A 12,760-nucleotide genomic window follows, 5' to 3' on the forward strand; every position below is an offset into this window, starting at 1 on the left:
CACTAGGCTGCTGAGCCGTGGCGATCACCAAAGTCGAGCGGTTGATGAACCTGGTCATCTGTCTGCTCTCAACCCGGCAGTTCCTGACCGCCGAGAAGATCCGGCACAGCGTGGCGGGCTACGACGAATCGGCCAGCTACGAGGCCTTCAGCCGGATGTTCGAGCGGGACAAGAACGAACTGCGTGATCTCGGCGTTCCGCTCGAGACCGGCCAGGCCTCCCGCTTCGGCACGGTTGAGGGCTACCGGATCAACCGGGACGCCTACGAGCTGCCGGACATCGATCTGAGCAGCGAGGAGGCGGCCGCCGTCGCGATCGCGGTGCAGCTGTGGGAGTCGCCGGAACTGAGCTCCGCCGCCCAGGGCGCGTTGCTGAAGCTGCGCGCGGCCGGTGTGGTGGTCGACCAGGATTCCGCATCGGCGATCATCACCGCCCTGCCCGCCAGGTCGAGGGGTTCCGAGCCCGCGTTGGAGAAACTGCTGGCCGCGGTCGACGCCGGACAGAGCGTCCGCTTCGAGCACCGATCGGCCCGCAACGAGCCGCTGCGCACCCGAACCGTGCAGCCGTGGGGTGTGGTGACCCACGCCGGCCGCTGGTACCTCGTCGGGCACGACACCGACCGGGATGCCACCCGCACGTTCCGGCTGTCCCGGATCGGAGACGACGTCACCGCGTTCGGGCCGGTCAACTCGGTGCACAAACCCGACGGCGTCGACCTGCGCCAGATCGTGGACCGGATCGTCGGATCGGGCGGGGTCACCGGCGTCGCCGTCGTGTGGGTCGCGGACGGTCGCGCGCAGGAACTGCGGCGGCTCGGCCGCGCGGCCTCGGACCGGACCGTCCGGGGACGACCGGGCACGATGCTCGAGGTCCCAGTGCGGTCCTGGGACTGGGTGGCCAGGCTGATCGCAGGCTATGGGGAGGACGCGCTGGTGTTCGAGCCCGCGGAACTGAAGGAGGACGTCCTGGACAAGCTTCGATCGGCGCTGTCGACGTCCGGTGGCGAGGGGCTGGCCGGCCGATGAGCCAGAAGCTCTCCTCCCGGCTCGCCCGGCTGCTGAACATGGTCCCGTACTTCATCGCCAATCCCGGGATGAGCGCCGCGGAGGCGGCCACGGAACTGGGGGTCAGCACCGCCCAGCTGATGGACGACCTGAACCAGCTGTGGATGTGTGGGCTGCCCGGGTACGGACCCGGCGACCTCATCGACCTCTCGTTCTCCGAGGAGAGCATCGAGGTGACCTTCTCGGCGGGCATCGATCGGCCGCTACGGCTGACCTCGACGGAGGCGACCGCACTCCTGGTGGCCCTGCGCTCGCTGGTGGAGATGCCGGGCACCGCGGACCCCTCGGCCGTGCAGGGTGCGATCGCCAAGATCGAATCGGCGGCGGGCGTCGCCGCGGGCGGGTCCGTCACCGGCGTGGCGGATCAGCGCGAGCAGGCGGAGGACCCGGTCGCCGCGACCGTGCGCTCCGCGGTGCGCCGGGGCATGGCACTGGAACTGACCTACTTCTCCGCGTCGCGGGACGCGGTGTCGCAACGGGTCGTGGACCCGGTGCGCATCGTCCTCGTCGACAACCAGAGCTACCTGCAGGCGTGGTGCAGGCAGGCCGGGGGAGTCCGGCTGTTCCGGTTCGACCGGATCGACGCGGCAACCGAGCTCGACGAGCCCGCCGCCGCGCCCGAGGCGGCACTCGAGGACGGCCACTCGATGGACCTGTTCCACGACGACCCGACGCTGCCGCAGGCCCGGCTGTTGATCGCGCCGGAGCACGCCTGGGTCATGGACTACTACCCGATGACAGACGTCATCGTGGCCGCGGACGGCTCGATCGAGGCGTCGATGCGATACGGCTCGCAGGACTGGATGACCCGGCTGATGGTGGGGTTCGGTCCTGGGGTGCGTGTGCTCGGCCCCGACGATCTGTCGGCGTCCGTGCGAAACCGTGCAGAGGCCGCCCTTGCCGCCTATGGTGAGGCCTCGACCGCTGACTGACCCGCACTCTCCGCGGGGGCCTGGCCGCTCTGGTCCGGTAGCATCGAATCATCTGATAACTGGAGGTAAAAATGGGAGCCATGAGCCCCTGGCACTGGGCCATTGTGGCGCTTGTCGTCGTCATCCTGTTCGGTTCGAAGAAGCTTCCCGACGCCGCGCGCGGCCTGGGTCGCTCGCTGCGGATCTTCAAGAGCGAGGTCAAGGAGATGCAGAACGACGGTGCCACCACCGCCGCGCCGGCACCCGCCGCCCCGCCCGCCGAGCTGCCCTCCGTGGCACCGGTCGCCGATCCGACGCAGTCCGCGGTCACTCACACCGAGCCCCGGACTTCCTAGTCCCGATTCCGACGGTCCCGGGGCTGCGTCTCGCGCCCCGGGCCGACTGCTGACCAGAACCAGGGCCCACTGTGCGCATCCCATTCGACCCGCGGCGGAGCAAACGCAGGGTCAATCCAGACGGCAGCATGTCGCTGACCGATCACCTGTACGAGCTGCGGACCAGGTTGCTCCTGTCGATTCTCGCCGTGCTGATCACCACCGCGTTCGGCTTCTACTGGTACTCGCACGAGATCTTCGGCATGCAGAGCCTCGGCGACCTGATGCTGGGGCCGTACTGCTCGTTGCCCCAGGCGAACCGCGCCGAGCTCACCAGCGACGGCGCCTGCCGACTGCTGGCGACCGGACCGTTCGAACAGTTCATGCTCCGGTTCAAGGTGGCGTTCACGGCGGGCATCGTGCTCGCCTGCCCGATCTGGCTGTACCAGCTCTGGTCGTTCATCACGCCCGGGCTGTACGCGAAGGAACGCCGGTACGCGATCGGTTTCGTCGCGGGTGGCGCGGCGCTGTTCGTCTCGGGCGCGGTCCTCGCCTACGTGGTGGTCTCGAAGGCGCTGCACTTCCTGCTCACCATCGGCGGCGACGTCCAGGTGACCGCGCTCAGCGGCTCCGAGTACTTCGGCTTCGTGATCAATCTGATCATCATCTTCGGTGTCAGCTTCGAGATCCCGTTGCTGATCGTGGCGCTCAACGCCGTCGGCGTGCTCAGCTACGCCAAGCTCAAGGCCTGGCGGCGCGGCATCATCATGGGACTGTTCGTGTTCGCCGCCATCGCGACCCCCGGTCAGGACCCGTTCTCGATGCTCGCACTGGCGGCCGCGCTGACCGTCCTCGTCGAGTTCTCCATCCAGATCGCGCGACTGAACGACAAGCGCAAGGCCCGCAAGCAGGAGGAGGGCTGGGGCGCTCTCGACGACGACGAGGCCTCGTCCATCTCCGGTGCTACGTCGCTCGACGACGCGTCGACGATCTCCGGTGCGACACCGCTCAAGGACCTCTCCGACACCCTCTGACACAACCGGACCCGAGACACGGGCTGCCCTCACGACCGCCGTTCGGCGATCGGCTCGAGGGCAGCCCGTTCGTCGTTGGCTAACCTGGCTGTGTGGAACTCGAGACCTTCGCGGCGCAGATGAGCTTTCCGCTCGATCCCTTCCAGAAGGAGGCCTGCCGGGCGCTGGAGGCGGGGCACGGAGTGCTGGTGTGCGCGCCGACGGGCGCAGGCAAGACGGTGATCGGCGAGTTCGCGGTGCACCTCGCCCTCACCTCGGGCCGGAAGTGCTTCTACACCACCCCCATCAAGGCGCTGAGCAACCAGAAGTATGCCGACCTGGTCGACCGGTACGGCAAGTCCTCCGTCGGCCTGCTCACCGGCGACCTGAGCATCAACCCCGAGGCGCCGGTGGTCGTGATGACCACCGAGGTGCTGCGCAACATGCTGTATGCGGACTCACCGGTACTGCGCGGGCTCTCGCACGTGGTGATGGACGAGGTGCACTACCTGGCGGACCGGTTCCGCGGCGCCGTGTGGGAGGAGGTCATCCTGCACCTGCCGGAGGAGGTCCGTCTCGTGAGCCTCTCCGCGACCGTCAGCAACGCCGAGGAGTTCGGCGCCTGGATGGAGACCGTGCGCGGTGACACCGAGATCATCGTCGACGAGGTCCGTCCGGTGCCGCTGTGGCAGCACATCATGGTGGGACGCCGGCTCTTCGACCTTTTCGACAACGATGCGCAGAAGGCTGACAGCGGCGCCAAGCTGATCGTCGACCGCGAGCTGGTGCGGCACCTCAAGCAGCGCCAGTCGCTGGACCGGGCCGACTCGTGGCAGCCTCGCGGCCGCGGGCGCGGGGACCGGGGCGGCTCGAACGGCAACTTCCGGCCGCTGGCCCGTCCCGAGGTGATCGCGCGTCTCGACGAGGAGGGCCTGCTGCCCGCGATCACCTTCATCTTCAGCAGGGCAGGCTGCGATGCGGCGGTCGCCCAGTGCCTGCGGTCGCGGCTACGGCTGACCACCGAGGAGCAGGTCGAGGCGATCACCGCGATCATCGACAAGCACACCGGGGAGTTGCCGCGCGCCGACCTCGAGGTGCTCGGCTACTGGGAATGGCGGGAGGCCCTCGAACGGGGCATCGCCGCACACCACGCCGGCATGCTGCCCGCGTTCCGGCACACCGTCGAGGAGCTGTTCGTCAACGGGTTGGTCCGGGCCGTGTTCGCGACGGAGACGCTGGCGCTCGGCATCAACATGCCCGCCAGGACCGTCGTCCTCGAGCGTCTGGTCAAGTACAACGGCGAGACCCACGCCGAGCTCACCCCCGGCGAGTACACCCAGCTCACCGGCAGGGCCGGCAGGCGCGGCATCGACGTCGAGGGCCACGCCGTCGTGCTGTGGCAGCCCGGGATCGAGACCACCGAGGTGGCGGGCCTGGCCTCCACCCGCACCTTCCCGCTGCGGAGTTCGTTCCGGCCGGCGTACAACATGTCGATCAACCTCATCGACCGGATGGGGGCGGCCGAGTCACGCTCGCTGCTTGAGCGGTCGTTCGCACAGTTCCAGGCGGATCGGTCGGTGGTCGGGATCGTCCGCACGATCGAACGCAACCGGGTCACTCTCGCAGAGCTGAGCGATCAGCTCGGCGGCGCCGACGGCGAGTTCTTCGAGTACGCCCAGCTGCGGGAGCGGGTTCGCGCACGCGAACGGCTGCTGGAGAAGCAGGGCCGCACCGATCGCAGGCAGGACGCGGTGAGCTCCCTGACGGCACTCCGGCGCGGCGACGTCATCGCGATCCCGGTGGGACGGCGGACCGGGCTGGCTGTGGTGCTGGAGACCGATTCCGACCCGAATGACCCTCGTCCGCTGGTGCTCACCGAGGACAAGTGGGCGGGGCGGATCTCCGCTGCCGATTTCCCGGCACCCGCCACGTCGCTCGGCAGCATGCGGTTGCCCCGCCACGTCGACCACCGAACCGCGCGCAGCCGACGGGATCTCGCCTCGGCGTTGCGCAGTACCGGGATCGTGCCACCCGGCCGGTACAGCAAGCGGAAGTCGCCCGCGGCCAGTGACCGCGAACTGGCGACGCTCCGGCGGGCGCTGCGTTCGCACCCGTGCCACACCGCGCCGGATCGAGAGCAGCTCAGCCGGATCGGGGAGCGATACAACTCGCTGGCCCGCGAGACGGAGACGCTGCGGCAGAAGGTCGCGGCGACGACGAACTCGTTGGCCCGGACCTTCGACCGCATCGTCGCGCTGCTCGCCGAACGCGAGTACATCGAGCAGGAGGGACACGGGATCACCGAGAACGGGCAGCGGCTGAGCCGGATCTACTCCGAGAGCGACCTGCTCGTCGCGGAATGCCTGCGGGGCGGTCTGTGGAAGGGACTCGGACCGGCCGAGCTGGCGGGGGTGGTGTCGACGATGGTCTACGAGTCGCGGATGGACGGCGACACCGGTGACCGCGGACCGACCGGACCGGCGCGGCACGCGCTCACCCGGACGTTGCAGATGTGGAGCGAGATTCGCGCGGATGAGGTTCGGCACAAGCTGCCGCTCACCAGGGAACCGGACTTCGGTTTCGTCGCGGCCATCTACAAGTGGGCGCGAGGGGAGCCGTTGGTGGACACGCTGCTCGCCGCGGGCGATCGCGGACAGGCCCTCTCGGCAGGCGATTTCGTCCGGTGGTGCAGGCAGGTGATCGATCTCCTCGACCAGGTGCAGTCGACCGCGCCGGACCGAGAGGTGCGCGCCGCCGCGACCAAGGCGGTGCACGCCATCCGGCGGGGCGTGGTGGCCATCGACGCGGCCTGAGCGCGTCGAACGTGATGGGATTCGACGGCTTCCGCGGCAGCCACGCCGTTTGACCTCGGGGTGACGAGCCGCGGGGGACTACGGTGTATCTCAACACAACCTTCAGGGGAGGCAACGATGAGTGGCCCGGTCGGACCCAGCCAGCCAGACGAGCGCGGGGCGTCACGCGAGGACCAGCCCGGTGCCGGTGAGCAGTCACCCGCCGAAAACGATGCGCCCGGAGCCAACCCGCAGGAGGCAGGCGGCGAACCGTCACAGCCGGGGGGCGAGCACACGCCACAGCACAGCGGCGACCAGACACAGCAGTTCCAGTGGCCGCAACAGGCCGGCGCGGAACCGACTCAGGCGTATCCGTCTGCGCAGCAGCCGTATCCGGGCGTCGAGCACCAGCAGGCGCCGCAGCAATACCCCGGGCAGCAGTACCAGCCGCAGCAGTACCCGGGACAGCAGCAGTACCCGGCGCAGCCCGCGACCGACCAACAGCAGTGGAGCCAGCAGGCCTGGGGCGCACAGCAGCCCGGCCAGCCACAGACCGGCGCCCAACCGCAGTACCCCGCGTACTCCGCGCCACAGCAGCCGTATCCCGGTCAGCCGCAGTACCAGCCACAGCAGTACCCGGGACAGCAGCAGTACCCGGCGCAGCCCGCGACCGACCAACAGCAGTGGAGCCAGCAGGCCTGGGGCGCACAGCAGCCCGGCCAGCCACAGACCGGCGCCCAACCGCAGTTCCAGGCGTACAACGCGCAGCAGCAGCAGCAGCAGTACCCGGGCCAGCCCGGTCAGTATCCGCAGGCTGGTTACCAGCCCGGCCAGCCCGGCCAGCCGCAGTGGGGTGCACCGGTCGCCGGGCAGCCGGGAGGCGGTTCGTCGAAGGCCCCGCTGTGGATCGCGCTCGGTGTCGGCGCCGTGGTGGTGCTCGGCGCCATCGCCGTGATCGCCGGGATGGCGTTCGTCGGCGGTGACACATTGGACCGGGCGGCGGCGGAGCGGGGCGTCGAGCAGGTGCTCACGGGCTCATACGGCATCAAGGACGTCGACGACGTGACCTGCCCCGCCGACCAGAAGGTCGAGCAGGGTGAGAGTTTCACCTGCGAGCTCACCGTCGACGGTGAGCCGCAGCAGGTGACCGTGACCTTCACCGACGACTCCGGCACCTACGAGGTCAGCAGGCCGACCAGCAAGTAGGTCTTCCCGGACCGTCCATTCGACCGTCCACCCGTCCGCCCGACCAGGGCGTCGGGTGGGCGGTCGAATTCGTTTTCCGCCACGGTGTCTCGCGTGTTGACGGATTCGGGTACAGCGCCGCCAATTCTTTGAGAAGGTTCATTGAGAATTGCTTCCCAGTGGCCGACGGTTTGCGCCGTCGTGGTCGCGCATGACACCTGGAGGAAATGTGACGAACGCTCAGCCACCTGACATGAAGTTGCAGCGCACGAGCCGCGACATGGCCGTCGTGCCTGCCGCCCTGGCCACGTGGCTCGCCACCAAGCTCCCCGAGGGAGCGGAGCCAACCGTCACCCTTCATTCCGGGATCGACGCCAACGGGATGTCCTCCGAGACCCTCGTTTTCGACGCGTCGTGGCAGGAGGAAGGCGAGCAGCGCACCGCTGAGTATGTGGCCCGCGTCGTGCCGTCGGTCGAGGACTTCCCGGTCCTCGAGACCTACGCATTGCAGCACCAGTTCGACACGATGCGGATCATCGGCGAGCTGAGTGACGTCCCGGTACCCCGCGTGGGTTTCATGGAGCCGTCGGGTGAGGTGCTCGGGATGCCGTTCTTCCTCATGGACCGTCTCGCCGGAGTCGTCCCACCCGACGTGATGCCGTACAACTTCGGCGGCAACTGGCTTTTCGACGCGTCGCCTGCGGACCAGCGGCGCCTGCAGGACAGCACCGTCAAGGCACTCGCGGGATTGCACGCGATCCCGGCGGCGGAGAAGGCATTTGCCTTCCTCGACCCGAAGCAGGCAGGCGCAACCGCGTTGCAGCGCAACCTCGCCCGAACCCGCGCCTGGTACGAGTTCGCGGTCCGAGACCTCGAGCGCTCACCGCTGATCGAGCGCGCCCTGACGTGGCTCGAGTCCACCCTGCCGGACACCACCGAGTCCGTGCTGGTCTGGGGCGACGCCCGCCTCGGCAACGTGATGTACGCCGACTTCGAGCCGGTCGGAGTCCTCGACTGGGAGATGGCGAGCATCGGCCCGCGCGAGCTGGACCTGTCCTGGCTGATCTTCGCGCACCGGGTCTTCGAGTCGATGACGACCACCTTCGGCCTCCCGGGCATGCCGGACTTCATGCGCGAGGAGGACGTCGTGGCCGAGTACGTCGATCTGACCGGCGCCCCGATCGGCGACCTGCTCTGGTATCACGTCCACAGCGCGGTCAACTGGGGCGTGCTGTTCATGCGCACGGGAGCGCGATCCATCCACTTCGGGGAAATCGAGCGCCCCGAGGACATCGAGTCGCTGTTGCATCACCGATCACTGTTCGAGAGCCTTCTCGACGGTCTGGACGAGGTGGCCCCGTGAGCGAGCAACTGAACGAACTCGGCTACTACGCGGTGACCCGGCACCCGGCAGACGCACGGGTGATCTTCTCGGAGGCGCGCGCGGCCGAGGAGCTCGGGCTCGGCTCGTGCCACGTCGGCGAGCGCTTCACAGTGAAGGACGCCGCGGTCCTCTCCGGCGCGCTGGCGGGCTGCACGACGACCCTGGGTATCGGCCCGTCGACCAATCCTCACACCCGGCACCCGACGGTCACGGCCACCATGGGGTCGACGATGCACGCGCTGACCGAGGGGCGCTTCTCGATGGCCTTCGGCCGCGGCATGGCCGCCTACTGGCAGGCCGTCGGGCTTCCCGTGGTGACCGAGGCCCGGCTGCGCGACTACTTCGGCATCCTGCGTCGCCTGTGGGACGGCGAGATGATCCTGGGCCACGACGGGCCGGCAGGGAAATGGCCGATGCTGCGGCACGCGAACGGGCTGGCGGACGCGCCGCCCCTCGGCCTGGTGGCGGTCGGTCCGAAGACGATGGAGCTCGCGGGTGAGATCGGCGACTTCGTCGTGCTCCACACGTTCTTCTCCGACGAGGCGACAGTGGCGTCCGTCGAGGCCGTGCGTCGCGGCGCCGAGCGCGCGGGCAAGGACCCCGACAGCGTCCGCATCTGGGCCTGCCTGGCGACGGTGGGCGACAACCTGCCGGAGGAGGACCGCCTGCGCCGCCGGGCCGGGCGGTTGGTGACCTACCTGCAGGCCTACGCGGACGTGCTGATCCGCGCAAACGGCTGGGACCCGGCCGTGTGGGAGCGGATACGCCAGACCGAGCTCTATTCCAACGCGGCCGCAGCGGGACCCATCGACGCCAGCGCATCGGTCGAGACGCTGGAGCAGCTCGCCGCGATGATGCCCGACGAATGGCTGGACTCGGCCGCCTCGGGTTCGCCCGAGGCCTGCGCGAAGACCATCGCCCGACAGTACGACCTGGGCGTGCACTCGGTCATCATGCACGGGGCGACCCCACAGGAGCTCGCGCCGGTCGTCGCGGCCTACCGCGCCGATCGACCGACGCTGCGCCGTGCCGTCGCCGCGAATCCGGGAAGGTTCGCCTGATCGGCCGCCCGTAAACTGTGCGCAAGACCGAGGGCGTCGACCCCGGTCTTGCGCACACCCGACACGGAGGACGGACCGAGATGTCAACAACGTCGACTCCTGTTGGCGCGGCGCGGGTGCCCCGGACCTGCGGGTCATGACGAGCGAGTCCCCGCAGGCAGCCCGGGCCCTGGAACAGTGGCTGGTGGCCGTCCCGACCCCGGTCACGACATCGGCCGCCGGTACGCGGCTGAACAAGCGCGGCCTCGAGACCAGGGCACGGTTGCTCGAGGTGGCCATCCGCTGCCTGGCCGAGGAGGGCAGTGAGCCGGTCTCGGCGAACCGCGTCGCCAAGGAAGCGGGCGTGACCTGGGGCACGGTGCAGCACCAGTTCGGGGACCTCGACGGCCTGTGGGTCGCGGTGATCACCGAGATCCACGCCCGCAGTTGGGGCGAGATCCCGGGTCCGTGGCCCGCGCTGAGCGGTTCGCTGCGCGAGCGGGTCGAGGGCGCCATCGACTCCGTGTGGATCTACCTCGACACGCCCGAGGGACGGGCGCTCACCGCGCTGCGCACCTTGCTGCCGCCGCGACGCTCGGACATCGTCGCCGAATACCCGAGGACGGCAGCGGCATTCGCCGCCCGCGAGCACGACTGGATCCAGGGCTTCGACTACCTGATGGACGGTCTCGACCTCGACCCGGTCAAGCTCGACCAGGTGCGGTGCCTGTTACCCGCGGCCGTGCGGGGCCTCGGCAACGAACGCCAACTCGGCTTCACCTCAGACCTCGATGTCGCCCGTCGGACGCTTGCCGAGGCCCTCGTGGCCTTCCTGACCTGAGGCCCCCTCGGACCTAGCCGCCGTACCCGTTCCGCGGCGCGGCCATCGCCTTCGTCAGCCGGCCGATCGACGCCCCGATCGCCAGTTCGTCCGCGAGTGCCGCGAGCCGCTCCTGGTCCACCGGCGCGACGGGCAACGGGTCCGGACGCGACATCTCGACCGCCGCGTCGGTGGCCACCCGAACCACCGGCAGCGCGGCGTCGAGATAGTCGGAGGCCGCGGTGAGCTTGGCCCGGATCCCCTTGGCCAGACCGGACTTCGGATCGTCGACGGCCGCGCGAAGCGCCTCGACCGACCCGTATTCGAGCAGCAGCGACGAAGCGGTCTTCTCGCCGACTCCCTTGACGCCCGGCAACCCGTCGGAAGGGTCGCCGCGCAGCAGGGCCAACTCCGCGTATCCGATGCCCGGTCGATCCGCGGGCACGCCGTACTTCTCGGCCACCTCGAGCGGACCGAAGAGTTCGGCCTTCGACAGGCCGCGCCCGACGTACAGCACCCGCACCGGCACCGGCTCGTCGGCGACGACCTGCAGCAGGTCCCGATCGCCGCTCACCACGACGACCGTGTCGGCGCGTTCGCGGGCGGCGAGGGTGCCCAGCACGTCGTCTGCCTCGAAGCCCTCGGCACCGGCGGTGGCGATACCGGCCGCGGCCAGCACGTCGAGGATCATGTCGACCTGCGGCGTCAGCGTGTCCGGCACCTCCTCGACGTCGGGACCGACCTCGGTCTCGACCGCGACGCGATGGGTCTTGTACGAGGGCACGGCGTCGACCCGGAACTGCGGGCGCCAGTCCAGATCCAGGCAGACCGCCAGCCGCTCGGGCTGATGCCTGGTGATCAGCGAGGCGACCATGTCGGTGAATCCGCGGACCGCGTTGACCGGTCGCCCGTCGCGGGAGGTGAACGATTCGGGGAGCGCGTAGTACGCGCGAAACCACAGGCTCGCGCCATCGAGCAGGAGCAGGGGGCCAGTCATGGCCCTCATCCTGCCAAACCGAACTAACCTGAGTGGCATGAGTTCCCACGGCGGTTCCGCGAGCACCTCATCCGACAGTCCAGAAGCGCAGGCTCCCGCGCGCTTCCCGACCGCGATCTACGCGGAACGCCTGCGCCGAGCTGCCGAACTCACCGCGGCTGCGGGGCTCGACGCCCTGCTCATCACCCCGGGTCCGGATCTTCGGTACCTGCTCGGATCCCGGGCGGATTCCTTCGAGCGGCTCACCTGCCTCGTCATCCCCGCCGACGGATCCACTGCCTCCGTGGTGGTTCCGCGGCTGGAGTTGGCGGCGCTCGGCGATTCGGCGACCGCGGAACTGGGCCTGACCGTGCGGGACTGGGTGGACGGTGTCGACCCGTACGCCTTGGTCGCGTCGGGGTTGCCCTCGCCGGCACGGACGGCGGTCGCCGACGCGATGCCCGCGCTGCACGTCATCCCGCTGACCTCGGCCTTCGGTGCACCGCCGGTCCTGGCCACGGACGTGCTCCGCGAACTCCGGATGATCAAGGACCCGGCCGAGATCGACGCGCTGCGACGCGCGGGTGCGGCCATCGACCGGGTGCATGCCCGGATGGCGGAGTGGCTGCGTCCCGGTCGCACCGAGGCGGAAGTGGCTGCGGACATCGATGCCGCGATCCTCGAGGAGGGCCACACCGCGGCAGAGTTCATCATCGTCGGGTCCGGTCCACACGGGGCGGACCCGCACCACGAGGTCTCGGATCGGACGATCCGATCGGGGGACGTCGTCGTCGTGGACATCGGCGGTCCGGTCGAGCCCGGCTACAACTCCGATTCGACCCGCACCTACTGCCTCGGTGAGCCCAGTGCCGAGGTGGCCGCCCAGTTCGCCGTGCTGGAGCGGGCGCAACGGGCCGCCGTGGACGCGGTTCGGCCCGGCGTCACGGCCGAGTCCGTGGACGCGGCCGCCCGCGACGTGCTGGCCGCGGAGGGGCTCGCGGACGTGTTCGTGCACCGCACCGGCCACGGCATCGGCCTGTCGGTCCACGAGGAGCCGTACATCGTGGCGGGCAATCGCATCGAGCTCGCCGAGGGCATGGCCTTCAGCATCGAACCGGGCATCTACTTCCGCGGCGCCTGGGGCGCGCGGATCGAGGACATCGTGGTGGTCACGGCGGACGGCTGCGAGCCGATGAACTCCCGTCCGCACGGACTGACGGTGCTCGGGGGCTGACGGCGC

At 69.6% G+C, this 12,760-nt stretch carries 11 protein-coding genes; 10 read left to right on the forward strand and 1 reads right to left on the reverse strand.

The annotated features are described in order from the left end of the window. Positions 1 to 17 precede the first annotated feature (17 nt). The 9 genes from FCG67_RS10455 (at position 18) to FCG67_RS10495 (ending at position 10,565) form a co-directional block, all read left to right on the forward strand. The gene (locus FCG67_RS10455) at positions 18 to 1,025 is read left to right on the forward strand and encodes a helix-turn-helix transcriptional regulator (RefSeq protein ID WP_136909546.1); all 1,008 of its coding nucleotides are present in this window, start codon (positions 18 to 20) and stop codon (positions 1,023 to 1,025) included. Next, positions 1,022 to 1,996, forward strand: coding sequence for a helix-turn-helix transcriptional regulator (locus FCG67_RS10460; protein ID WP_136909548.1), 975 nt, complete (start codon positions 1,022 to 1,024; stop codon positions 1,994 to 1,996). The genes FCG67_RS10455 and FCG67_RS10460 overlap by 4 nt, the downstream gene beginning before the upstream one ends. A 71-nt stretch (positions 1,997 to 2,067) precedes the next feature. Then, a complete protein-coding gene (tatA, locus tag FCG67_RS10465) occupies positions 2,068 to 2,331 on the forward strand; it encodes a Sec-independent protein translocase subunit TatA (RefSeq protein ID WP_077041660.1) in 264 nt (87 codons plus the stop codon). A 71-nt stretch (positions 2,332 to 2,402) separates the two neighbouring features. Then, a complete protein-coding gene (tatC, locus tag FCG67_RS10470) occupies positions 2,403 to 3,344 on the forward strand; it encodes a twin-arginine translocase subunit TatC (RefSeq protein ID WP_136909549.1) in 942 nt (313 codons plus the stop codon). Positions 3,345 to 3,463: 119 nt separating this feature from the next. After that, the gene (locus FCG67_RS10475) at positions 3,464 to 6,136 is read left to right on the forward strand and encodes a DEAD/DEAH box helicase (RefSeq protein WP_136909922.1); all 2,673 of its coding nucleotides are present in this window, start codon (positions 3,464 to 3,466) and stop codon (positions 6,134 to 6,136) included. 117 nt (positions 6,137 to 6,253) lie between these two features. Then, positions 6,254 to 7,321: a DUF4333 domain-containing protein gene (locus FCG67_RS10480; RefSeq protein WP_136909551.1), complete on the forward strand. Its 1,068-nt coding sequence runs from the start codon at positions 6,254 to 6,256 to the stop codon at positions 7,319 to 7,321. A gap of 232 nt (positions 7,322 to 7,553) precedes the next feature. Next, positions 7,554 to 8,663, forward strand: a complete 1,110-nt coding sequence (locus tag FCG67_RS10485; RefSeq protein WP_136909553.1) for a phosphotransferase family protein — start codon at positions 7,554 to 7,556, stop codon at positions 8,661 to 8,663. Further along, on the forward strand, positions 8,660 to 9,745 hold the full coding sequence (locus tag FCG67_RS10490) for a TIGR03857 family LLM class F420-dependent oxidoreductase (protein WP_136909555.1): 1,086 nt from the start codon (positions 8,660 to 8,662) through the stop codon (positions 9,743 to 9,745). The genes FCG67_RS10485 and FCG67_RS10490 overlap by 4 nt, the downstream gene beginning before the upstream one ends. 136 nt (positions 9,746 to 9,881) lie before the next feature. Further along, positions 9,882 to 10,565 carry a TetR/AcrR family transcriptional regulator gene (locus tag FCG67_RS10495; RefSeq protein ID WP_136909557.1) on the forward strand — a complete coding sequence of 228 codons (684 nt, stop codon included), beginning with the start codon at positions 9,882 to 9,884 and terminating at the stop codon, positions 10,563 to 10,565. Positions 10,566 to 10,578: 13 nt separating this feature from the next. Here the strand turns inward: FCG67_RS10495 and FCG67_RS10500 are convergent, their stop codons facing one another. Continuing rightward, entirely contained in the window at positions 10,579 to 11,541 is a 963-nt protein-coding gene (locus FCG67_RS10500) for a 5'-3' exonuclease (protein ID WP_136909559.1), read from the reverse strand. A 37-nt stretch (positions 11,542 to 11,578) separates the two neighbouring features. Here FCG67_RS10500 and FCG67_RS10505 point away from each other — a divergent pair, with 37 nt between their 5' ends. After that, positions 11,579 to 12,754 (forward strand): M24 family metallopeptidase, encoded by a 1,176-nt coding sequence (locus FCG67_RS10505; RefSeq protein ID WP_136909561.1) that lies wholly within the window; start codon positions 11,579 to 11,581, stop codon positions 12,752 to 12,754. Positions 12,755 to 12,760: the final 6 nt, after the last annotated feature.

Origin of the sequence: Rhodococcus oryzae (genome assembly GCF_005049235.1) — a bacterium.
Lineage (GTDB): Bacteria > Actinomycetota > Actinomycetes > Mycobacteriales > Mycobacteriaceae > Rhodococcus_G > Rhodococcus_G oryzae.